This is a genomic window from Paenibacillus sp. N3/727 (assembly GCF_022637315.1).
Lineage (GTDB): Bacteria > Bacillota > Bacilli > Paenibacillales > Paenibacillaceae > Paenibacillus_AQ > Paenibacillus_AQ uliginis.
Genome location: NZ_CP093336.1, coordinates 461,529 through 486,355, shown reverse-complemented (window position 1 = coordinate 486,355; position 24,827 = coordinate 461,529). Strand labels below are relative to the sequence as shown.

Below are 24,827 nucleotides of genomic sequence, written 5' to 3'. Positions count from 1 at the left end.
TACCCATAATTGGAACAGATCAGAAGCGTTGCAATCTTTATTGCAATGCTTCTTTGTTCTTTATACAATTGAATTTATTTGATAATCATTATCAACCGAGAAAGGAGACCTATAGAGATGCTTCAGCGCAAAAAAACGTCTGTGCCACTCCGTTCTCTTCTGTTTCACCTGGTGGACATTAATTTATATAACAGGCCTGCAGGCTGGGAATCCGAAAAACTATCGGCCAATCAACATACACTTTACTTTTTTTCTAGCGGGAATGGAAGGTTATCTATTAATCAATATCCCTATCAATTATCTATCGACAAATGCTATATGGTTGCTCCTGGAACGATGCTCCATATTGAAAATATAGTAGATTCCCCTCTCTGTTATTATCAAATCACTTTTAATGCAATTCGAGTCGGGGATACCACGCACGATACATTTACAAATGACATTATTTCCAATCACAATGAATTTGCTATGCACCACCACTATTCACGATTCATTCGACTTACTGAAGAATTACATGCCAATAAACATAATATTTCGGATATTGAATCTTTTCGGCAGCACCTTCGATTTCAAGAACTGGTGGGCTTGTTGTTCGAGCATAACCTGTATTCTGATCAATCTTATATCACTGCTCTGTCGGTCAATAATACAATTCAATATTTGCAGGATAATTACATGCATAGGATATCGGTCAAACAGCTTGCTGAGTTAGCAGAAGTTCCTTTGTGGCAGTATACACCCATTTTCCATAAATTAACCGGAAAGAAGCCTCTCGATTATTTAAACGAGCTTCGCATTAACCACTCCAAAGAATGGTTGATGTGTTCGGATGAACCACTGCGCAAGATCGCTCATCGGGTTGGTTTTGAGGATGAATTTTACTTCAATCGCCGTTTCCGACAAACGACGGGCATCACTCCAAGGCAATATGCCAATTCGATGCGGAATAAAAATCGTGTAAAGGATTGGACAGGCCATCTGGTCGCCATTCCGGATAAGCCCGCACGTATTATTTTCCATAGCGAGACATTCGGTGACTTACTGGCTCTAGGCATTGAAGCAGTCGGGGGAGGGTATTCATTCATAGCACAAGCATTACTTGAGGATCGGATTCGCAATGTAGAAGATGTAGGGTGCCCGATTGATGTCGAGAAGTTAATCGCTATTAAACCCGATTTAATTATTTTTGCTAATGCTGACGAGAACCAGTATCAGAAGATCTCGCAGATCGCCCCAACCGTAACATTCAACTCCTTCGCATCCCTTGAACAGCGTCTGCTTACCTTAGGAGATTGGTTTGACCGCAAACAAGCAGCTGAGCAATGGTTGAATATCTATCATACTAAAGCCGTTGCCATGTGGAACCAGTTACGCTGTGAGATAAAACCCGGGGAAACTGCATCGGTGTTCATCTTTGAGCATGGCAAACGGCTGTTTGTTATGGGTACAATCGGGTTGCCTTCCGCACTGTATCACCCGCTCGGCTTTCAGCCTGTAGAAAAAATCCAGGAGATGCTTGACTTAGGTGAAGAATTCAGGGAAATCCCTAAAGCAGATTTACCTGGATATGCCGGTGATCGGATTTTTATGCTGCTGCCTGACAATCCGGTATCCCGGAAAGAGGCTAACGGCTTGATAAACGATCCTATTTGGAAAAATCTCCCCGCTGTAAAAAATGGTTATGCTTATATCCTTGAAGCAAACGAGTGGAACCATAGTGACGCCTTAATTAGAGAAAAAGTGCTGGATATGCTGCCTAATTTACTGATAAAAAACAAGAGAGCAAAGCTTTAATGCTTCATTTCATTACCAAACAATCCATTTTGCAACCCGAAACCAACTTCGATAGACTTATAATATAGATATCCGGCTTGTCATCCATGTGAGCCAGACATGCATATCGAGAACATTTTGATAGTAAAAAGCTGATAACCATTAATGAAACTTCAGATTTTATTTCACCGAGGAGGAATTCCCCTCAATGACCATAGATAAAACATCCCTTGCTCTCTCCTTTAAACGAGCCAATTCGGTAATGAACCGCTCCTTAAACCGGATAGAGCAACCGGAGCTTACACTCGACATTCACTATTGGGGATTTATGCCCCAGCATTTTGATAATACGGAGCACAAGCATTCCTTTTTCGAAGCTTGTTATGTTTTGACGGGACACGGATCCTATTGGGAAGGTCCTAATCATTATGCCCTATCACCGGGTACTTTGTTCCTCTCCAAACCGGGTGTCCTGCACTCAATCAAAAGTGATGAGGGCCTGTCACTGAGCTATGTTGCCTTCGAACCAGAATTGTCAGCCTGCAGCGAACTTTATCAACAGGCGTTCGGAATGCTCGCTAAACAGGGCACACCCGTGATACAAGAGAGCCTTTCGCAACCTCCGGGAATGTTATGGAATTCTCTTATATCCTTGTTCCATCATGACATGGCCTATCCACCGCTCGCCCTGCAAAGCACGGCCCTATCCTTAATATTGTCCATTCTCGTGGCTCATGGGCCAAAACTGCATATGGATTCCGTTGATACTGAAATGAATGAAGAAGGGGCATCCATCGTCTACCAGGCAGAATTATTTATAAAAGATAATCTGAGTGAACCTCTTCCACTGCAGCGGGTCGCCAATCATTTGCACATCACCTCACGGCATTTGACGCGACTGTTCAGTAAATACGGGCATCAATCATTTGTTCACTATGTTCAGGAGCAGCGTGTGCAAAAAGCCAAAAGCCTGCTTCTGAACAGTGATCGGCAGATCAAAGAGATTGCCCTCATTTGTGGGTTTGAATCTGTTCACTACTTTACACGCGTGTTTACAGCGAAGCTTGGTGTAACCCCCGCACGATTTAGGCGCTCCCAATTTACGGAGGGGCGCTTCGATTCGAATCTGTAAGCTATACGGAGACGCAAATACATGTCCTGATTGTACAAAAAACCTTCCTCTTTTTATAAAGACGCTACTCCCTTCTGCTTCTACAATGAAATCGTATCACCTTACAGAAGGGAGGATGCTTTACCCCATGACAACCTTTCAATCATTTCCGATCAACCATGTAAACGTTCAAGATAAATCGATTTCCATTCATCGTGGCACGGATACTTGGTGTTCACTGATCTTATCAACGTATAAACAGGCTACCGAAGGCGACCCGGATTCAAAGCATACCTTGTTTATATCTCTGGATGGAACGAATGGTGCAGACTTTCATACATTGCTTCATTCGCTTCACTTCGCATGTGAGCAGGAGAACATTCCTACTACCCAACACTTCACAGCCGAATTTCTAAAATCCGAATCAGAGCTACGTTCGGAGATGGCGCATTATTTGACAGACAATCGTGCCTTCGGTTATACAGCGACTGATGTTCAACCCATTCAATATTTTCAAAATGGGGCAAAAACAGTCTGGTCACAACGGGCAACAGAGCTATCCGCTAATGGAGGCATCGTTGTTTTATATGGACCTGGCGCATCGCTTATCTCCGGCGGGGAATCAGATCTGAACTTTTATGCAGATTACTCCAGAGAAAATCAGCAGAAGCGTCATTCACCGCAATTTGGCAACTTTGGATTCGGCGGCTCCTCGGACCGCGTTGAAATTTATAAAAATTGCTATTTTCTCGAATGGCCCGTCTGGGAGACTTACCGCAATGACTGGCTAGCATTTTGGGCAGATCAGCCACATCAGAATGCTTACTACATGGATATGAATCGTCCCGATGAGCCGATTTGGTTGCCAGTAACATCACTAAAGCATGTACTGCATAAGACCTCTCACCAGCCATTTCGTGTTAAGCCGTTTTTTTCACCCGGCATCTGGGGCGGACAGTATTTGAAAGAGCTGTGCGGGCTTCCAGATGAATGGCCGAATTGTGCTTGGAGCTTTGAGCCAATTGCTCCGGAGAACACTCTTCTGCTCCGTATAGATGGGATTACGCTAGAGGTTCCTTTTACACTGCTGATGGAGGCTTCGCCCAATGACATTATGGGCAAACGCAATGTAGAGCTGTTTGGCAGCTATTTCCCGATTCGCTTCAACTATCTCGACACGATGGAGGGAGGCTATCTGTCACTGCAAGTGCACCCTAATCAGGAATATATAGAGTCCCAATTTAATCAGCATATGACACAGCAGGAATCGTACTATGTGATGAAAAATAAACCCGGTGCCAAAGTCTATCTCGGCCTGAAGGACGGTGTGACGGGAGACCAATTACTCAAAGCTTCAGAGGAAGCTCATCACAGCAGAGTACCGCTGGATCTGCCTTCCTATGTTAACGAATGTCCTTCTGAGAAAGGGACTCTTTATCTCATCCCTCCGGGAACGGTGCACTGCTCCGGCCAGAACAATCTGGTTCTTGAAATCTCTTCAACCACCTGGTGGTTTACGTTCAAAATATATGACTATTTGCGCAAAGATGCCGATGGCAAGCCGCGTCCGATGAACCCGGAGCATGCGCGCCACAATATCAATGATTCCATAGACACCTCAGCCGTAGAAAGCGGACTTATATCCCGTCCTACGGTAATCCGCAACCAAGGTAATAACTCGGAGGAGCTGCTGGGACAGCGTGACGATCTTCTGTTCCAGGTCCGCAGACTGACTCTGCAGGATACCTGGATTGCGGACACTGGCGGAGAATTTGTGATGTACAATCTCGTAGAAGGCGCGCGTGTCCGTCTCGTGCCGACGGCTAACGAAGAGGCTGCGGTTGAGTGGGGATATGCCGAAGCCTATATCGTCCCGGCTAGTGTAGGAGAATACCGCCTGGAGAACCTTTCCGGCTCCACTTGCACCCTTATTGCCGCCAAAGTGAGTCCGGACTGGAACCTTCCGCTTCTTCCACCTAACCGGACCTCAGGCACGGAGGCCTTCGATGCGTTCTGGTGACGGACCCGATTTCGGCACCGGAGCACCTGCCGGAAAACCAGCCGAGATCACCCTTGCACTGGACGCCGGAGGCACCGTTTTAAAAGGAGCTCTGCTCGTAAATGGACAGTTCGTGCCCGGAACGTTCATAACCCGGCCCTCGGCGTCCCAGGGTCCTGCTTCTGATACGATCGCCAGCTTCGCCGACGCATGTTACGAATTGCTGAACTTTTACACTTCTGCCTACGGACCTTTGGATAAGAACGAAAGGGTCCGGATCGGATTTGCCTTTCCCGGGCCGTTCGATTATGCGGGAGGGATAGCACTGCTTCAGGGCGTAGGCAAATATGAAGCACTGTACAAGCTGTCTGTTCGTGATCTGCTCCGTGCAGAATTTCAACGGCTTAAGTCAGCAAGCGCGGACACGATGATTGATGCACTCGCTTCAGCTAATATCCGGTTCGGCAATGACGCCTTCATGTTTGGGCTCGGAGTCAGCCTCCGGTTTCCGTTAGAGCGGTTGATATGCCTGACGCTCGGCACCGGATTAGGCTCCGCTTTTGTTGATAAAGGATATCTCGTCTCCGGCAAAGGCGGGATACCATTAAACGGAATGTTGTTTGCCGAACCCTACCGGGACCGTATCGTTGACGACTATTTTGGAAGAAGAGGTATTCTGAAAATGGCTTCCGAGCGGGGAATCCTCACAGAGAAGAATGATGTGGCGGATCTGGCGGAGGAAGCCAAAAACGGCAACACAGAAGCTGCAGATTTGTTCAATGAATATGGCCGCAGGCTGGGAGAAATGCTGCTGCCTTATGCTACTGCTTTTAAGCCGAACCGCATAGTGCTTGGAGGACAAATTTCGCGCAGCTTTCCCCTCTGGGAGAAGGACATACAGCAGACTCTCGGCACGTTTTCCGTTCCGATTCTCCAGCTGCAGGACGGGATGATTGATGTATTTAGAGGCATTCATAAGCTATTCGAGGGTACGGATAAACAACCATCCGCCTCGATTCATAAATAGGAGGTTATCGTAATATGAGCATACCAACCAAAGGCGATCATAAACCCGTACGCCCATGGACCATCTATGTAATTCATCATTCACACACGGATATCGGTTATACGGAACGCCAAGAGCGAATTGAACAATATCATATTGATTTCATCCGTCAGGCTCTGAGCATCGTTGAAGCAGCCCGCAGCGGTGACAAGCCGGAATGGAAGCCATTCCGATGGACATGTGAGACGTTCTGGGCCGTGGATCAGTTCTTAAAAGTCGCTTCCCCACTCGAAAAAGAAGCCTTTCAACAGGCCGTTATCCGGGGAGATATTGAGCTGTCAGGAACTTATCTCAACATGACGGAGCTGCCGGACCTGGATCTTCTTCTGCGGAATCACAGCAAGGCTCAGCAATATGCCAAATCCTTTGGTCACCACATAGACAGCGCCATGACTGCTGATATTAACGGATACAGCTGGGGTTATGCTACCAGCTTGCTGGAGAACGATATTCAGCACCTGTTCTCCTGTATCCATACACATCACGGAATGTATCCCCTTGGCCGCAAGCAGACCCCGTTTTGGTGGGAGGCACCTAACGGCGACAAGCTGCTCGTATGGAACGGAGAGCACTACATGTTCGGTAACGAACTGGGTTTCTGCCCGAATGCGTTGGGGAAATACATCATTAAAGACGAACTTCAACATACCTTGTCAGAGCCGGAAGATCGGCACAATGAAGTGGCCACCCTGCGAATCAACCGGTATTTATGGAATCTTGAACAGGAGCAGTATCCATACTCCTTCATCCCTATCATGGTATCGGGGCTTGGTACGGATAACGCATCACCAAATGCCGAAATTGCGGAATGGATCACTCAATGGAATGAACAATTTGGCGATCAGATTACAATAAAGCTGGCTACCTTATCTGAGTTCTTCGCCACCCTGAAGCAGGAAGACTTGTCCTCGCTTCCAGTACATCGCGGGGATTGGCCGGATTGGTGGTCTGACGGTGTTGCGTCAACAGCTCTTCACACAGGAATCTACCGTGATGCTCAGCGTACTCTTCGAAAAGCGAAAAGGCTTGTTCAGCAGGTTGAATTGACGAACACAGCCGATATTGACGCAGCTTCTGAGGCATTAACCATGTATGCAGAGCATACATGGGGATACCATTCCTCCGTGTATGAGCCATGGCACCCCCAGGTGCAAATGCTTGAAGTGCGGAAGCAGGCTTACGCGGCCGAGGCCAGCAAACGGGCTTATCGCCTGTTAGACCAAGCTCTTGTCGCACGCCATGGAGCTCTTTTATCGCCTAATCGTCCGTTGCGTTACGAGGTCATCAATACGGAACCGGGGGCCGCAACACTTCAAGTCACACTGCCGTTGGATGGATGGGAAACGACCATCCTCAAAGAGGATTTCGAGCTTATCGATGAATCGACGGGAGATACCCTTCCGTACCAGATATCTCACAAGCATACAATCGTAACAGAGCTCACCCTTCTACCGAATGAGGCTCGGATTCTCCATATTAATGTGCTTAGCCAACAGGGAATGAAGAGCTCACGGAACAGCATGGTCACGGCGTGCAATATTAAGCCCGTGAGTTGTGAGGGGGTCGACGACATTTGGGAGCCTTCATCGTCAACCAATCCGATCATGGTGGATAGCTGTTCGATGGAATCGGAGACGATGCGGATCGAGTGGAAAATAAATGAGGGCATCACCGCTTGGATCGACAAGCGCCTCTCCACTGATCTGCTGGACACTAACCGGAAGCATGCTCCATTCACACCGGTGTATGAAGTTACGCCTGTACAGGATGAACACAATCCGTCCCAGGTATGCTCAGCCCGTTCCCGAATGGGACGCAACCGAAAAGGAGTAAACGTCCAGCGAGACGCTGGCCGTCTAACCAGAGTACAGGTGCTCGACAACGGGCCACTGTACGCCACGGTCGAGTTCGAATTTGAAGTGAAAGGGCTTAGCTACTACGCCCTTACCCTCAAAATGTTTGCTAACCAGCCACGTGTCGAGGTGTCTGTTCGCCTCCACAAGGAAAGTGTCTGGCTCCCGGAAAACGTCTATCTGGCTCTGCCATTCTCTATGGGAACCGAAGCCGAGCTTTATGTAGAGAAAGCAGGATGCCTTGTTCGACCATGGGTGGATCAACTCCCAGGTTCTTGTCTTGACTACACCTGTATTCAAGAGGGATTGTTCTGGCATACGGCAGAAGGTGATGAAACGCTTATTCTTTCCATGCCTGATACACCCCTGCTACAGTTAGGCACTTTGGATCACAGCCACCGCAAGCTGCATACCCAACAATCCGGGAAGGATACGCCTTCTACCTACGCGTGGATCTTGACGAATTATTGGGAAACGAATTTTAAAGCGACGCTTGGCGGTTTTTACGAATTCCGTTATGCCATTGATCGTCTGCATTATATGACACCAGAGCAAACCGTTGGGGCGCTTCATGCGTCTACAGGACAATTTACGGTACACCGTATCAAGTCATAGCATAAATTGAATTAAAGATCTTTGCGTTAGCATCACTACGAATGCGGATTATTCTTCCGATCGCTCTTGCCCCCAGATTTCTTTTAATATAATTTAAACAATCGTTGAAATCTGGGAACAGTTTATGCTTCCGAAGCGAGCTTTCCTGTGGAAAGCTTTCGGGCGACCACTGTCGTTTCTCCAGAATAATTCCGCCTTCTCCGTTGAAGTAATTCCATTCTTTAGTTCAATTTATATAGCATTAGAAAAATCAGGGGCAACTCTCGGATCTTGATGATCCTGGAGTGCCCCTGATTTTATTAGATCCAACCGCATCTACCCCTTAACCGATCCGGCCACCATACCCTTCATGATCTGTTCCTGAAGGATAAGATAAATAACAATCGTCGGGATGACCGCTATGGCCATGGCCCCCATCGTAAGACTGTAGTCTGTCCCGAAGCCGTCCGAGAACAGGGACAGGCTGAGTGGCAGCGTCTTTAGTGCCTGTGAATTGATAAACACAAGCGCAAAGGAAAAGTCATTCCAGAATCGCAGGAAAGCCAATATCGATATCGTCGCTACAATCGGGGTGCATAGCGGTAGGATGATCCTTCCGAATATGCCCCACCAACCGTTGCCGTCGATCATAGCCGCTTCCTCAACCTCCCGTGGAATGGAGACCATGTAAGCCATTGCCAAAAAGATCGCAATCGGCAGCTCAAACGCCGTATACGGCAGAATGAGTGCTCCGTATGAATTAAGCAGTCCGATTTCTTTCATCATGAGAAATAACGGAACCAGCGTACTGTGAATCGGAATAAGCATCCCGGCCAGAAATAACGCCATAACTACTTTTTTAAAACGGAACTGAAACCGGGCAAGCACATAAGCTGCTAAAAGGCTGAGCACAATCGTGAGCACAACGGATGTAACCGTAACGATGGTGGAGTTGAGCATCGCCCTTCCCATATTCCCCAGATCCCACGCCCTGATGATATTCTCTTTCATCCATACCAGAGGCAAGCCGTAAGGACGGTTGAAAAAATCCTGGTTCGTCTTGAACGCACTAATAAATAGCCAATACAGCGGATACAGCGTTATTAGGGAGTATACCAGCAGCAGCAGCTTGACCAAACCGGATATGCCTTTCTTGGCCAGCCTTCGGTTCGGGTATGCGAGACTTCCGGCTGCCTCTGCTGAATGTGTCTGTTGTTGTTTCACATGCCGCTCCTTTCCATCAGCTTGCTTTCTTTCGGGTCAGCACAAAATTAATGGCGATCAGTAAAGCGCTGATGATCATAATCATGGTAGACACGGCTGAACCGTACCCATACCGGTAGACATCAAACGTGTTGTTATACATATAGGTAGCAAGTAGCTCTGTGGACTGTGCCGGTCCCCCGCCTGTCATTACAATGACATGATCAAACGCTTTCAGGCTTCCGGAAATACAGAGAACAAGTGTCACAACGACGGTCCCCCAAATCATAGGCAGTGTCACCTGAATCAGCTTTTTCCATCCGGTCGCGCCATCAATTTTAGCAGCATCGTTGATTTCGGGAGAGATATTTTGCAAAGCCGCGATAAAGATAACCATATACGGACCGATGTTGCTCCAGTTGATCGGGATCGAGATCGCGAACATGTTGACCTTCGGATCAGATAGCCAAGCGCGTGTCCAGGATTCTAGTCCGATAATCTCCAACAATTTATTCGCAAGACCGAACTGCGGATTGTAGATGTACCCCCATATAAGACCGACTACGACCGTCGAGAGCACCATCGGCATAAAGACGGCAGAACGAATAATCCTGGAGAAGAATGTGTTCTTGAGAAGCAGGAGCGCCAATATTAAGGCAATCGGAATCTGTCCTATAATGGATGACACTACAATGATCAGGTTGTTCCGCAGTGCTCTCCAAAATATTGGATCGTGCAATATTTCATTGTAGTTGCCAAAGCCGATAAACTTGGCCTCGCCTAACCCTTTCCAGTTAAAAAAACCGTAATACGCCGACCAAAAGACCGGGACGATAACAAACAACAGGAACAGCAGAAGCGCCGGAAGCAGAGCTAGAGCTATAAATCCTTTACTTCGAATGGCTGTTGGCACTTAAGACGCCTCCCTTCTTCTGACACCCTTGGAAGTCTCATTACTGTGCTGTGGATCTGGCCTGCGCGTCCTGAAGTTTCTTCGCCACGCTTTCAGGTGTTCCGCCCATCATAATTTCCTGAAGACCATTATTGATCGCTTCGCCTGCTTCAGCCGTTAGGTAAGCGTCATATACCGGCGTGATGCCTGTCTTTTTTACGAGATTAAATGCTTTATAATACAGCGACGTTACTTTAGCTTGATCGATGTCCGTATCGTACATAACCATCGAATTGCTCTCGGCAATGGCCTTCTGTGCTTCCGGTCCGCTGACCGTGTAAATGAGCTTCAGTGCGGCTTCTCTGGCGGCACCTTCCGTTCTTTTACTCAATGCGAGACCACCACCTGCTCCGCCGGAAATCGTATTCGGATCGCCTTTACCTCCCGGAATTGACGGCAGAACGGTCACATCAATGTTCTTCATCTGTTCTTCACTCGCAGAGGATGCAAGGTTCGTAAGTGTCCAGGCACCGCTGACCATCATCGCTGCATTGCCCTGAATGAAATATTGCTCCGCCTGCGTGTTATCAATGCTGTTCGCTCCCTCTTGGAAGGCCTTGTTGTCGACAAGCTGTTTAAAATATCCAAGCGCTTCCACGAATTCAGGATCTGTAAATTTGGCCCCTTTTTGTTCTGAAGCATTCTTGAACCATTCCGTCCCGGTCACGCGGTCCGCCAGCGAACCAATAATGGTTGACTGTGCAACCCATGGCGCTTTATTGCCGAGGGCAATCGGTGTCACTCCGTTATCGTTAAACACCTTAATCGCCGTCATCATTTCTTCCCAAGTCGTCGGAACTTTGACGCCGTGTTTCTCAAACAGAGTTGTGTTGTAATACAAAATCGAGGTAGCCGACATGGCGAGCGGAGCTGTGTAAACCTCTTTTTCCTTAAAAGTGAATGGATCAAAAGCGCCTTGCAGGAACTTATCTCTCCATTCTGGATTCTGGTCCAACACGTCCGTGATCGGCTGAAGCAGGTCGGCTTTATACAATTCTGTAGAATGACTACCTGCATATACGAACATTAAGTCTGGCAGCTCATTCGCGGCCGCTACCGTGCTGAGACGCTGACGGTAACCGTCTACTGGAATAGCCTGAGCATCAAGCTCAACATCGGGATTATCCTGGGCAAATTGATCGATAAAGCTCCGTACGGTTTTGGCCCGAAGATCATCACCGGCAAAATTGTGCCAGACCGTCAGCTTGACCTTATCCCCTTTGTTAGCGGTTTCATCTTTCGGTTTACTGCTTGATTCTCCGCAACCTGCCAAGATCAGTGTCAGCATGAGCAGGACTAAACCCATTTTTTGTATTGGTTTCATTGTCAATCCTCCTTGATAGCATGAATAACCCAAGTATAGAAGAGGAGGGCGTAAGTCCGTAGGGGACATAATTCAGTCGATAGAGGGATAAATTTCAGCATTTGCCCGATATTCAGAGGGGGTCATTCCCGTAAATTTTTTGAACAGACGGTTAAAATACTTCATATCCTCATAGCCGACTTCATTTGCCACTTCACTAATTTTGGCAGGTGTTTCACGCAGCAGGGCCATCGCTTTCTGCATTTTGGCCTGTGTTACAAACTCGATATAATTCTGTCCGGTTTCCCGTTTGAACAACTCGCTGAAATAATTTGAATTCATATGCACATGTTTTGCAACTTGCTGCAGCGATAACCCTTGGCCCAGATGCTCGTGTATATACGCGACCGCGCGCTGAACCGGATTTATACCGGATACCAGCTCGGCATGCTGCTTAATTAACGTTTCAAAATGGTGCATCAGCACCTTCTCCGGTCTTTGCGCAAGTTCAGTCATGTCCAGCTTATCCCCATTCGGCGGTTCATATGAACGGCCGATAGACAACGCCGTACGCTCCAGCCAGCGGTGTCCGGCAACAATCAGGGTCTGAAGATAACCTCGCACCGAGCTTGGCGTCGCTTGATGATCACACCGGAGACGTGCCAGCAGCTCCGTGATTCCACTCTTCAGGACGCCAGGGTCCTCGGCCCGAAGCCATGCTGCCAGCTCCTTCTCCTCTTCCATCGTGCAAAATACCCGGACACCTTTACGTTCACTTATGTCTTCATAGTGTACATATCCTTTATGGCATAGCAGCCATTCATAAGAAGCGGCTTCGACAGCTGTGTCCAGAGCGCGCCGCAGTTGCCTTACATCACCGACCGGTTGCCCACAGGCGGCAAAGATGTCGGAGTTCAGCTCTTCCCCCGCTTTCCGGATCATGTATTCCAGCTTGCTTATGCCCTCGCGTTCCAGCTCAGTTCTGATCAGCAGCAGGATCGAGTCGTCCCACTGCAGCCACTCACATCCGTTAGGGAGAAGTTCGGTCAATCTCTCCCCAAGGGCATGGTAGAGAACTTCTGGTGCACGTCCTTCTTCCTCGGCAGTATCGTTATGACGGAAGGTAATGATCCAGACCTGCAAATGATGCTTCCCCTGAGTAATCCTCAGATCGGGGTATCTGTTCCACATCTCTGTTACCGTCTTCTCATCTGGAAGAGTAGCCGAGGCAAGCAGTCTTCTCAGAAAGCTGCGGTTGACCGCTCTTTCCTGCGTCCTGCCCAGTTCATCTTCCTGCCGCCGCTGTTCAATCCGAGCCTTCGCCCGAATCGCCGCCTGTATTATTTCGTCGGGCCGGCTCGTTTTCAGCAAATATTCACTGACGCCTTCCCGCATCGCCTGCTGGGCATATATAAACTCATCAAAACCAGATATAATGATCATTTCTGTGTCCGGCCGCTCATTCATTACTTCACGGGCCAGTTCAATTCCACTCATGCCCGTCATCCGAATATCGGTAAAAATTATGTCAGGCTGTTCACACGGAATCCGCTGCAGTGCCTCTTCCGCTGAAGCGGCTGGCTCCAATACGGAAAAACCACTGCCCTCCCAGTTAATTACCGTGCTCAGCCCCGTCCGAATGATCACTTCGTCATCCACAATCAACACCTTCATCCAAGATCATCTCCCTTTCCCTTCACGTGTGTGATTCAGCTGTACTCAATCCCCGACCTATCCTCTCCAATCGGGATTGTAAACCTAACTACTGTCCCTCTTCCTTCCGTGCTCTCAATCCGAAGAACGGCCTCCTTGCCGTAATGAAGATGAAGCCGGTTATTCACATTGCGGAGCCCATAGCTTCCTTGGGAAGATCGCTCCTTCTCATGAACGTGAACCGGATGCTCCTCCAATTGAGTACGCAGCCATAACAATCGTTCCTCACTCATGCCTATTCCATCGTCCTCCACCATCAAATGGATACCGTGTTCATCACAGCTTGCATGGATCGTAATCGTACCCGGTCCTTCCCGTTTCAGAATACCGTGCAGCATCGCGTTCTCTACGAGCGGCTGCAGCAGCAGCTTGAGCATAGTCAGATCACGCACCCGATCATCCATATACACATGAAAGATCAATTTATCCGGGTAACGGATGGACTGAATGTTCACATAATTCCGGACATGCTCCATCTCCTGGCGGACAGCGCAATATTCCTGGCCGTTATTCAGGCTGAATCTGAGAAAGTCGCTCAGTGAGCCGACCATATCAGCGATTTTGCTGTCTTTGTTCATCAAGGCAAGCCACTGGATGGAAGATAGGGTGTTGTACAGGAAATGCGGGTTTATCTGTACCTGAAGTGCCTGCATATCCGCTTCTTTTTTTAGAGATTCACTTAGCTTCACTTCCTCCGTCAGTTTCACAATCCGGGAGCTTAGACGGTTATAGCTGATGATCAGCTGTCCTACCTCATCAATCGTTGTTACAGGAATCGCGGGAAGCGGCTCCTCCGGACTTGAGTTTTTGAGGAATTTGGTCAAGGTGGATAACGGTTTCGTAATTTTCTGTATCAGAAAGACAACGAGAATGATTACGAGAAGAATCGCAACAGTGACCGCAACGGCCATCAAGCTGAGCACATACTGGTTCTGTGAACGATATTCTGCAGCTGGAATGATGCCGACCAGCTTCCAGTTCACATCCGATACCGATTTGTAGAGTACAGTCTTCTTAGCCGTCCCTTCCCCGTAATTTAAAGTCCCGCTTGGCCCTTCCATCAACTTCATACCCGGATAAAAATCGGATAGCGCACGGTTACTTTCCATGTCGGAAGGACCGGCAATGATCCGGTCATGCTCATCCAGCAGCAGCACAAATCCGCTCTTCTCCAGAGCCGCCTGCGTGACCTGATAAGCAATCACGGCTTGGTCTACATTAATCTGGACCTTGCCAATCGGCTTGTATTTATCCGTGCTTCGAATCGGCCGGGCCAGCGTTACAACCTGCCGTACTCCGTCCGACGTCCACTGCCGGTGTACATTAGACCACCACTTGGGATGGCCCTTGTAATAATCCGGGATATCCTCCGTAATGTCAGTGAATTCAGAACGGATCAATGATTTATGCGAAATCGGCTGCTTTGCTCCGAGCGGCTCAATAATGATGTTCGCAATATACTCCTTCGAGAACGCCAGATTTGTCAAGAAGTTGATGATTGATGTCTGCTGCGTATAATTGCTTTCTCTCTCTGGCGACTTCAGATAACTCTGGACCCCACTGTGCCCGATCAGAAACAGAGACATGTTCTCCACATCCTTCACCATCGTCACCAGGTAAGCCTCAAGCTGCCGCAACGTATTCATCCCTGATATTTTAGCCTTTTCCTCAGTAATGCCGCCCGCCATATTGTAAGAGAATAGACCGAGAAACAGGAGTGGAACCATCGTCGCAATGATGATCAGCAGTGAAAGCTTGTGTTTAAGCGATTTGCCGAGCCATTTTTTCATTCCTTCACCTCAGTTCTTATGTGCCTAAACCACACAGATGCTTATCTCATGAGCCCGCTGCCAAGCGCAAACGCTTTCAGCCCAATAGATTAAAATCTATCTTAGAGTAATCCTCCTGTCGGAGTAAATGATTTCTTCGTCACAGAGGGGGATAAAAATATCCAATGGACCTGCTGTAGCTTGAATCCAGTGATGACCGCTAAAGATATCCGAACACAAAAAAACCTCCCCGGCAATGGTAGGAACAACATCCCACCACAGCCCAAGAGAGGGTTATTAAATCATGATTCAATTACAATTTTACGATGCTTCCTGTTGCCTGAGATTCGAACGCACCCAGGATAACGTTCAATGAACGCAAGCCTTCTTCACCGGAAATTGTCGGTGGTGTGTTGGTCAGAATGGACTCAACGAACGCATCGATCACACCGCTAGGAACCTGCTTTTCGTTGGTTGCCATTGCGCCGACCTTGTAGGTTTCTACCGTGCCGTTCGTAAGCTCAACGACAACCTCATCCCCCTCTACAGCACCAATCTTCATGACGCCATTCTCGCACCAGAGCACAGTACTGTTGTCACCGGATCTATAATGTGTCCAACTGGCCATCAACGTTCCGACAGCGCCGCTCTTCATGCGAACGATACAGGTCGCATTATCATCTACGTCTGTTCCGTCTTTATGAATAGTACCGATAAATCCCGCCACTTCAGCAATTTCATCACTCAGCAAATAACGGATAAAGTCGGATTTATGCACACCGAGATCACCCATGGCACCCATGATTGCTTCTTCTTTGCGGAAGAACCAGCTATCACGTCCATCCAGGCTCCAGCTCTCCGGACCACCATGACCGAAAGAAGTACGGAACGTAAGCACTTTTCCAAGCTTGCCGGAATCGAGGATTTCCTTCGCCTTCACATGCGGCGGCATCAGACGCTGATTGTGACCAACCATCAGGTACACGCCGTTTTTACGTGCAGCCTCAATCATCTGCTCTCCTTCTTCGGCTGTAGTAGCCATCGGCTTCTCAACCAATACATGCAAGCCTGCATTTGCTGCCGCAATGGTCATCGGCGCATGCAGGTAGTTCGGCGTACACACGCTGACTGCATCCAGCTTTTCATTTTTCAGCAATTCTTCATAGCTTGTGTAAGCTTTTCCGCCATAAATCTTAGCAACCTCTTCAACACGTTCTTTTAACGGATCAGCGAAGGCAACCAGCTCTACGTTAGGATTGGCAGCATATTCAGGAATGTGTCTGCGCTGGGCAATAGCACCGCAGCCAAATACAGCAATTTTGATTTTGTTCATGTTGATTATCTCCTCTGTGAGTAAATATATTAGTTGAACTAATGATTCTTAGCCTGAGCATCACTACGAATGCGGATTATTCTTCCGATCGCTGTTGCCCCCAGATTCCTTTTATATATCAATACAAATGTTGAAATCCGGGGACAAAGGCGACCGCTCACGCTTCTCCAGAATAATTCCGCCTTCTCCGTTGAAGTTCTTACTTTTCTTTAGTTCAATCTAAATAAATTTAGAATTGGTTCAAATAGTTCTCTTTCAGCCAGTTCAAGCTATTTGATACGCTTTGCAGCGGTGGATTCTGGCATACATCCTGCTCCACGATCAGCCATTCTGTGCCTGCATCCGAAGCAGCCTTAATAACAGCCGGCAAGTCAACCGAGCCTTGGCTCAGCTCAAGCGTCTGCATGTTGCCTTCGGCATCCTTGCTGAAATCCTTCAGGTGAAGGAGTGGCAAACGTCCTGCATATTTTGGAATGTAAGCAAGCGGATCTTGTCCGGCAAACTGTATCCAGCATACGTCCATCTCAACTTGAACCGCATCCGGTGAAGTCGTTGAATACATGGCATCAAATACAAATTCGCCATCCACTTCAGCTTCAAATTCGAATGCATGGTTGTGATAACCAAAGATCAGTCCCTGCTTGCGTGCTTCAGCACCTACTTCTTCCAGGAAGGCAAAGAGGTTCTTCCAACCTTCTGCATCCTCGCGTTCTTCTGGAGCTACATATGGACACATCACATACTTGGCGCCGATCGTTTTCAGGTAATCGATCTCCTTTTGCAGATCCTCGCGAAGAAGATGCAGTCCCACGTGACTACCAATCGCCTTAAGACCCAGCTCCTGAAGAAGCGTTTTCATCTCCTCTGCCGGAATGTCGCCATAGCCTGCAAACTCCACACCTTCATATCCCAGTTCCGCCACTTTGCGAAGCGTACCGCGGAAATCCTGCGCAGTTTCGTCGCGAAGCGTATACATTTGCAGTCCGATACCCATTTTTCTCATGGAAGGACACCTCTATTCAATGGATTTTGATAATGCTCTATATGGTACCATCTTACATGAAAGTAGGCTAAAATGAACATAAACTATATTGTCAAAACATGAACTATCTGCTTACTTTTTTTTGGAATGGAGGTTAAGTCATGGTGGAGTCAAGACTGCTGATCTGCGATTATTCCTATCACACTGCGCCTTTTAGCAACAATCATAAGAACGGCTTAACAACCTATCTGTTCCGTCTGCAAACCGAAGGCTCTTGCGAGGCTTGCTGCAACGGCAAGGAGTACCATTTACAGGCTGGCGATCTCCTGCTGCTTAAACCCGGAGATGAATACGAGCTGCGGGTAAGAGAAGAAACGAGTGACGGACGTGTGTCGAGCGGCGATTACTTTATTTTTTGCAATGGTACTTGGATCGATGCCTGGTGGAGCCGCATGAGTCGCCACATAGTCAACCATATCAGCATTGACGATCATCTTCTCGGCTTGTGGAGGCAGCTTCTGCTGGAGAAGCGCCGCGGGCCGGAGGGGGAGAATGTTGAGCTAACCGGTTATTTGCTGCAAGGACTCTGCCTGTGTCTGGATCGGGCGATTACGGAGACGAAACCTACAGACCGCTCAGCCTTCATGGCATTACGCTTGAAGAGATTCATTGAAGAGCATGCTACCGTTACGTTTAAGCTTGAAGAGGCTGCTGCTCATGTCGGCCTTAGCTTGTCTCGAGCTGTTCAGCTGTTCAAAGCCTGTTATGGCAAAACCATGATCCAATATGCGCTGGAAATCCGGCTTAATGCTGCGGTTGAACGTATCAAGTACAGCTCCCTGACACTGGAGGAGATAGCCGAGACGTGCGGATTTGCCAGCTATTCGTATTTTCATCGTGTATTCCGAGCCAAATATGGCATGCCCCCGGCGAGATTCCGAGAGATAGAAACAACGCCCGTCGGGTCGGTTGAGTAAGCTCGGGACGATATCAAGTGAAATGACCCACTGGTTTGCCAACCTTAGGAGTGGGTCATTTCCTTTTATCAAGATATGTGAGCAACGCAATCAGGAAAATCCCGAAAGTAATTACGTGCGCGCTCTCCGATATTTCTTCGTCCGCTCATCCTCAATGACACCATTCCAGTTGAGGCCGAAGGCAAAATCATAGGTATGGTTCTCGGAATCCACGTGACATTCCATATCATGTGCCACATCCTCAAACTGCTCTTCCACCGTTCTCATATTAGCCGGCATCTGCATCGGCAGCAGGCCTGAAGGCTCTACCGCGCCAATGAGTACCTCCATGATGGCTTGATCCTGAACGCCGAAGTTTACGAGGATGGCATCAACTTCCGCTTCAAATTCCTCAACTACGGTCGGATTCGACAAAAGCATGGATACAATAACTGGTTTGCCTTTCATCATTTCCTTCGTTTCCAACACCATGTCCAGATCCGTTGTATTCTGAGGTGTAACCGATTTGCCTTTATAGGAACGATTCAGCACATCGCTCGGCCGCGCATCGCCAGCCAGGCTCACTTCGCGGGCATGCTCTGCCGTATAGGTCTTGTATTGCAGACTCATCGGCACATAACCATTGCCTCCCTGTTCCTCATCCTCCTCGCTGTAGCCGGTTCCCGATTTCGGTATGCTGATAAACACAAGGCCGAAGTCAGCTTCATCAGGATTATTTGTAACCTCGAAATGTTTTGATACAATGTTCAGATTTACCGGATGCTCAAGGCTTTCCGGCGTCGGATTGCCAAACCAATCCTTTCCGGCCGCCATAAAGCGTTTCGGAATGTAGACCTTTCTCTTTTGCTGAAGAGGCAGTACGCCATTTTTGTTTTTTAGCATGACGATCGATTTCAACTGTGCTTCATATCCCTCACGCATAAACTCTGCATTCCCCACAACTTCCGCACTTTGCAGCGGCTCTACATACGGGTTTTCAAACAATCCAAGACGGAACATATTGCTCAGCAGGCGTACCGCAGACTGTTCAAAGCGATCCCGCATATACGCTTCTCCGTGCTCTTCAACGCCCATCTGATAGGCAGCCAGTACCGGTTCAATCTCGTTGTTGCCGCCAAACTGGTCAACACCTGCCATCAACAGCTTGTAATGCCGCTCCGCCACCGTCAGTCCTTCCACACCCCATGGTTTACCGGTAAGAAAGGAATCCCGTGGGCCGGATTCGTCAGCGGTAATCAGCCAGTCGGTGCAGACCACACCGTCATAGCCATATTTCTCCCGCAGCAAGTCCTTGATCAGATAGGAGTTATAGGAATTGCCGACATTCTCCCCGTTTACGGTATCCTGATCTGTAGAGATCGTGTAGTATGGCATAACAGCTGAAGCCATACCGGTCTTTCCATCCAGCTTAAAAGCTCCATCCACAAATGGAATCAAATGTTCATCAAAGTTGTTTCCCGGATAAACCGCATATTTCCCACAGCTGTAATGGGCATCTCTTCCGGCTTCGCCTGATCCGCCGCCAGGCCAGTGCTTCACCATGGCGTTAACACTGTCATAGCCCCAGCCCTCGGAAATTTCTCTCTCTCCCTCCGATGTCTGGAACCCATCAACGTAGGCGCGAGCCATATCGGTAGTTAGCAGGGAATCCTCGCCGAAGGTACCGTTAAACCGGAACCAGCGCGGCTCTGTAGCAATATCAATCTGTGGGGAGAGTGCTGTTGCAAGGCCAAGCGCACGATATTCTTTGGAGGCAATCTCGCCGAATTTCTTGGTGGTGTCCGGATCAAAGGTTGCAGCCAAGCCCAGCGTCTCCGGCCACATGGAGATATGCCCACCGGAGCCCGCATTAAACTCCGAACTGGCATCTGAGCTATGCCGTGGGTCTGAGCTGTTATTTGCCGGAATCCCAAGTCCCGTACCTTCCACATAAGCTTGCACTTTATTGTTCCAGCGTGCTGCAACTTCCGGACTCTCCACCGTTGTCACCAGCACATGTCTCAGATGGTCCCTGACGAGAAAGGCAAGCTGTTCATCCGTCAGCGCCCAAGGCTTCACTCCACTCTCCTCATAGGATTTACCGTCATAGGTGCCTGAGAACCAGGAGTTGCTTGCAGCTGGAATGGATTGATGCCGGCTGTACAGCATCAGGCCTGCGATTTGCTCAATAGTCATTTTTGACGCCAGGTCCTTAGCCCGCTCCTTCGACGATAACCGCCAATCCTCATACCGATCCAGCTTGCCGTCACGGCTCAAATCCTTGAAAAACAGTCCGTCCTGCTCTATGATCGTTACGCCTGATCCAGGAGAGTAACCCAGCTTGGGGCCTCCCGGGTTGTTCACATATTGTACGTTGTCTCCACTTTCATTCACGGTTTGGATCGTTTGATTGTTCATTCTGGTTCCCTCCACTCCAAGTTTGCTCTCCTATGCACTACGCCAGAATCAACACTGCATTGATTCCTTATATATACAGCTTCTCTATTTTTAAAGCCCCAATTTCTGGTTCAACTCATCAATCGTTGCCGTCAGTTTCTCCTCTGACATACCGCCAGTCATGCCTCCGATTGAACGAAGACCGTCGTATTTCTTCCATTGCACAACCGCATCAAACAGTTCGGTCAAGCCGCTGTCCATACTGTCTGCAAACATGGCTCCCATCTGCTTAATCCGTTCCATACTAAGCTCCATAAGCTCTGCGGCCATTGACGCTGTTTCCGGGATTGCCAGCAGCTCGTAAAACTTCGTATTCCGCGTAACTTTCTTAAATGGGATTGCCGTTGAAATCACGTTGATGGACACAGACAGCGGTGTATCTGCGGATGAACCGCCAACCAAAACATCATATACGCCGGTTTCTGCGAACCAGTCCTGAATTTCTGTATTGTAGTAAGCGAAAGCGCGCTTATCGAGCGTAAAGCTCACCGTTTTAGTTTCACCTGGCTCCAAATGAACCTTCTCAAAGCCTTTCAATTCCTTAAAAGGCCGGACAACCGTACTATCAAGCGGCTTTACGTAGAGCTGTACCACTTCCTTTCCTGCACGATCCCCTGTATTACGAACCGTCACGGTAATCGTCGCAGACTCTGTATCCTTCACTTGTTTCTTATCTATTGAAATGTTCTCGTAAGCAAACTGAGTGTAACTAAGTCCATGTCCGAACGGGAACAACGGCTGCTCCTTCTTAGCTTCGTAGTATCGATAGCCTACAAACAACCCTTCTCCGTAAAACACTTCACTCTTGCCGCCCGGGAAATTAAGATAGGCCGGGGTTTGCTCCAGTGTCACAGGGAAAGTCTCGGCCAGCTTGCCGCTTGGATTCACAGCTCCATACAAAACGTCCACTGCTGCGGAGCCTGTTGCCTGACCTGCCAGATATCCTTCAAGCACGACTTTCACATCAGACAACCAAGGCATGGAAACTGGTGATCCATTAGAGAGCACAACCACCGTATTCGGCTGCACTGCTGAAACCCGCTTGATCAGCTCGATTTGCGAACCCGGGATATGAAGATGCGTACGATCAACACCTTCAGATTCAAATGAATCCGGCAAGCCTGCAAAAATGACAGCAACCTCTGTCCCTGCTACAGCCTCTACAGCTTCAGCAATCAGGTCTTCATGAATGGCATCGCCTTTCAGGCTGTAGCCTTCAGCGTAAGCCACCTTGCCCTGTGCCATCTCCACGATTGCATCATAAGCCGCATCCAGCCGTGTTGGAGAAATATGTGAACTGCCGCCACCTTGATAGCGCGGATTTTTGGCAAATGCACCAATGACAGCAACCGACTGGTGAGGCCCCAGAGGGAGCAGATTGTCTTCATTCTTCAACAGGACCATACATTCCGCTGCTGTACGGCGGGCCAGCTTGTGATGCTCCTCTTGGTCGTAGGTGAAGCCCGGCTTCTTGTTGTCAAAGCCCTTGAAAATCACCGTCAGCAGCCGCTCTACTGTACGGTCTAGCACCGATTCATCCAATTCACCGGATTTCACGGCTTCGACGATCATCCCATCATGCTCTGGCCCAACATAAGGCATCTCCAGCTCAAGTCCGGCCTTTAAGCCCTTTACCCGCTCGTTAATGGCTCCCCAGTCGGTCATAACCAGACCCTGGTGTCCCCATCTTTTTTTCAACACATCGGTCAGCAAGTCTTCATTCTCCGAGCAGAACTCTCCATTCACCAGATTGTACGCGCACATCACGGTCCAGGCATTCCCTGCTGTAATCGGTCCTTCAAAGCTGCGGAGGTAAATTTCATGCAATGTTCTTTCATCCACAACGGCGTTAATGGAGTTACGGAGCGTCTCTTGGTTGTTGACTGCAAAATGCTTTACCGAGGTTCCAACGCCTTCACCCTGTACACCATATACGTGATGCGTTCCCATCTCCGAGGACAGGTATGGGTCCTCAGAGAAATATTCAAAGTTTCGTCCGCACAGCGGTGAACGCTTGATATTGACAGCAGGCCCAAGAATAATTTGCACATCCTCCGCTTGGCACTCTTCGCCAAGCGCCTTGCCGACTTCCTGGATCAACTGACGATCCCATGAGGAGGCAAGCCCCGCGCCACTCGGAAAGCAGGTGGATGGAACGGTTTTGCTGGACATGTCTGCGAGGTCTCCCTGTTTTCGCAAGCCATGCGGCCCATCCGTCATCGAGATCGACGGTATTTCGAGCCGTTCTACGGGCTTAGTCTGCCACATGTTTAGACCAGAACAAAGGCTTGCTTTCTCTTCCAGAGTCATCTGCGTAATGATTTCTTGTATATTTCGATTCATATTTGAACGTCCCCCTTACATATTTTGCATACTGGGTGTTGTGAGGTCAGCGGAAGTGCCCGATCCGCCTTCGGTTGCAACAGGTTCCCCGACTTCAGGCAACGGTTTAATGGATATCATACCGAACACCATAAACACGGCGAGTGCAATATAGAAGAAAGTCCAGTCTCCAATGCCAGTCATCGTGCCTGCGCTAAGCAGGAACGGCGCGATTGCAGGTACAATCGATTGCGGCAGCGCATTCGCTACATTCATAATGCCGAAGTCTTTAGCGGAATCCTCTTTACGAGGCAGAATCCGTGCGACGAGCGCCATATCAACAGCAGAGAAACAACCGAAACCGAGACCAAGAACCGCCGAAGCGATTACAAATGCAGTGAAGTTAGGAACAAATGCAAAGACCAGTGTTGCCAGAATCATAATCAAGGCCGACAAATACAGAAACGGTTTTTGCTTACGGAACTTATCAGACAGCACTCCGCCAAATATACTCGTAACGGCCATCGCAATCATAGAGATAATGTTCACGGTTGCTACGCTGGCCGTTGCCTCGGCTTCCGTATAGCCCATCCGGTTAACCAGCATCATGGTGAAATAGAGAGTGCTGCAGTAACCCATCATCAGCAGAAACTTCGATACAACCGCCCAGGTGAAAGCCGGAAAACGACGTGGGCTAGGGTAGACCTTACTAAGTTTCTCGCCAAATGGAATCTTTTCTTTTTCCTTATGAACGACCTCCACTTTACCATCCTGAATCAGGAACAAGCTGAGAACCGGACCCACCACCCCAATCACAGCGAGCAAAATCCACTTCGTTACTGAAGAAGCATCCGTCATGATCGTCATCATGACCATACCGATCGCAATGGCAACCGGCAGCACCAATCCCAGAATTCCGGATACGGTACCTTGTTTCTCCTGCTTAACCTGATCCGGTATCAGTGCGGTATATGCCGCCATCCCGAAGTTAAAGAACAATTGTGCAATGGACCAGCCAATAATAATGAGCCATAACGAGGACGTCATACCAATTAACAGAAGAGCAGCACAGCCGATCAAGGGGCCGATCAGAATCCATGTCCGCCGGCGTCCAAACGATATGTTCGTCCGGTCACTAATCGCGCCTCCCAGAGGGTTCCCGATCAAGGCAAAAAATGCGCCAATGCCAGCAACCAGACCATAAGAAGATGTATATCCGTTCGGGTCAATCTCGATCATCTTGAATGTCAGCAATAAGGATGCCGGTGTCATTAATGCCAGCATCATACAGCCGTAGCCTAGCATAATGCCGAAAGTCAATCTGCCCAAAGGTGTTCGAACCTGCCCTTTCACCTTAGCTTCAGCCATCTATATAACCCCCCAATCAATATGAAAACGATTACAATAATATTATAAAAGAAACCACCTTCTTCAAGACAGG

At 48.6% G+C, this 24,827-nt stretch carries 16 protein-coding genes; 6 read left to right on the top strand and 10 right to left on the bottom strand.

The window, feature by feature from the left end; all coding sequences use genetic code 11:
• Positions 1-117 precede the first annotated feature (117 nt).
• From MNQ98_RS02175 to MNQ98_RS02155, 5 genes are all read left to right on the top strand, one after another.
• Complete coding sequence (locus MNQ98_RS02175) at positions 118-1,794, top strand: AraC family transcriptional regulator (protein WP_241931711.1); 1,677 nt, start codon at positions 118-120, stop codon at positions 1,792-1,794.
• Between the two features lie 187 nt (positions 1,795-1,981).
• Positions 1,982-2,905 carry an AraC family transcriptional regulator gene (locus MNQ98_RS02170; protein ID WP_241931710.1) on the top strand — a complete coding sequence of 308 codons (924 nt, stop codon included), beginning with the start codon at positions 1,982-1,984 and terminating at the stop codon, positions 2,903-2,905.
• Positions 2,906-3,032: 127 nt separating this feature from the next.
• Positions 3,033-4,904: a class I mannose-6-phosphate isomerase gene (locus MNQ98_RS02165; protein WP_241931709.1), complete on the top strand. Its 1,872-nt coding sequence runs from the start codon at positions 3,033-3,035 to the stop codon at positions 4,902-4,904.
• Positions 4,891-5,910 carry an ROK family protein gene (locus tag MNQ98_RS02160; protein ID WP_241931708.1) on the top strand — a complete coding sequence of 340 codons (1,020 nt, stop codon included), beginning with the start codon at positions 4,891-4,893 and terminating at the stop codon, positions 5,908-5,910. Before MNQ98_RS02165 ends, MNQ98_RS02160 begins: the two co-directional genes overlap by 14 nt.
• Positions 5,911-5,924: 14 nt before the next feature.
• A complete protein-coding gene (locus MNQ98_RS02155) occupies positions 5,925-8,417 on the top strand; it encodes a glycoside hydrolase family 38 N-terminal domain-containing protein (RefSeq protein ID WP_241931707.1) in 2,493 nt (830 codons plus the stop codon).
• Positions 8,418-8,732: 315 nt separating this feature from the next.
• Here the strand turns inward: MNQ98_RS02155 and MNQ98_RS02150 are convergent, their stop codons facing one another.
• From MNQ98_RS02150 to MNQ98_RS02120, 7 genes are all read right to left on the bottom strand, one after another.
• Positions 8,733-9,557 (bottom strand): carbohydrate ABC transporter permease, encoded by an 825-nt coding sequence (locus MNQ98_RS02150; RefSeq protein WP_241933819.1) that lies wholly within the window; start codon positions 9,555-9,557, stop codon positions 8,733-8,735.
• A 79-nt stretch (positions 9,558-9,636) separates the two neighbouring features.
• Positions 9,637-10,512: a carbohydrate ABC transporter permease gene (locus MNQ98_RS02145; RefSeq protein WP_241931706.1), complete on the bottom strand. Its 876-nt coding sequence runs from the start codon at positions 10,510-10,512 to the stop codon at positions 9,637-9,639.
• 40 nt (positions 10,513-10,552) lie between these two features.
• Positions 10,553-11,875, bottom strand: a complete 1,323-nt coding sequence (locus MNQ98_RS02140) for an extracellular solute-binding protein (RefSeq protein ID WP_241931705.1) — start codon at positions 11,873-11,875, stop codon at positions 10,553-10,555.
• 72 nt (positions 11,876-11,947) lie between these two features.
• Complete coding sequence (locus tag MNQ98_RS02135) at positions 11,948-13,528, bottom strand: response regulator transcription factor (protein ID WP_241931704.1); 1,581 nt, start codon at positions 13,526-13,528, stop codon at positions 11,948-11,950.
• A gap of 35 nt (positions 13,529-13,563) precedes the next feature.
• On the bottom strand, positions 13,564-15,357 hold the full coding sequence (locus tag MNQ98_RS02130; RefSeq protein ID WP_241931703.1) for a cache domain-containing sensor histidine kinase: 1,794 nt from the start codon (positions 15,355-15,357) through the stop codon (positions 13,564-13,566).
• 292 nt (positions 15,358-15,649) lie between these two features.
• The gene (locus MNQ98_RS02125; protein ID WP_241931702.1) at positions 15,650-16,669 is read right to left on the bottom strand and encodes a Gfo/Idh/MocA family protein; all 1,020 of its coding nucleotides are present in this window, start codon (positions 16,667-16,669) and stop codon (positions 15,650-15,652) included.
• A 229-nt stretch (positions 16,670-16,898) separates the two neighbouring features.
• Complete coding sequence (locus MNQ98_RS02120) at positions 16,899-17,672, bottom strand: sugar phosphate isomerase/epimerase family protein (protein WP_241931701.1); 774 nt, start codon at positions 17,670-17,672, stop codon at positions 16,899-16,901.
• Between the two features lie 143 nt (positions 17,673-17,815).
• Here MNQ98_RS02120 and MNQ98_RS02115 point away from each other — a divergent pair, with 143 nt between their 5' ends.
• Positions 17,816-18,628, top strand: a complete 813-nt coding sequence (locus tag MNQ98_RS02115; RefSeq protein WP_481856754.1) for an AraC family transcriptional regulator — start codon at positions 17,816-17,818, stop codon at positions 18,626-18,628.
• Positions 18,629-18,739: 111 nt separating this feature from the next.
• Here the strand turns inward: MNQ98_RS02115 and MNQ98_RS02110 are convergent, their stop codons facing one another.
• The 3 genes from MNQ98_RS02110 to MNQ98_RS02100 form a co-directional block, all read right to left on the bottom strand.
• Positions 18,740-21,025 (bottom strand): glycoside hydrolase family 3 protein, encoded by a 2,286-nt coding sequence (locus tag MNQ98_RS02110; RefSeq protein WP_241931699.1) that lies wholly within the window; start codon positions 21,023-21,025, stop codon positions 18,740-18,742.
• A gap of 90 nt (positions 21,026-21,115) precedes the next feature.
• Positions 21,116-23,407: a glycoside hydrolase family 3 C-terminal domain-containing protein gene (locus tag MNQ98_RS02105; protein WP_241931698.1), complete on the bottom strand. Its 2,292-nt coding sequence runs from the start codon at positions 23,405-23,407 to the stop codon at positions 21,116-21,118.
• Between the two features lie 15 nt (positions 23,408-23,422).
• Positions 23,423-24,754 carry an MFS transporter gene (locus tag MNQ98_RS02100; RefSeq protein WP_241931697.1) on the bottom strand — a complete coding sequence of 444 codons (1,332 nt, stop codon included), beginning with the start codon at positions 24,752-24,754 and terminating at the stop codon, positions 23,423-23,425.
• Positions 24,755-24,827 lie beyond the last annotated feature (73 nt).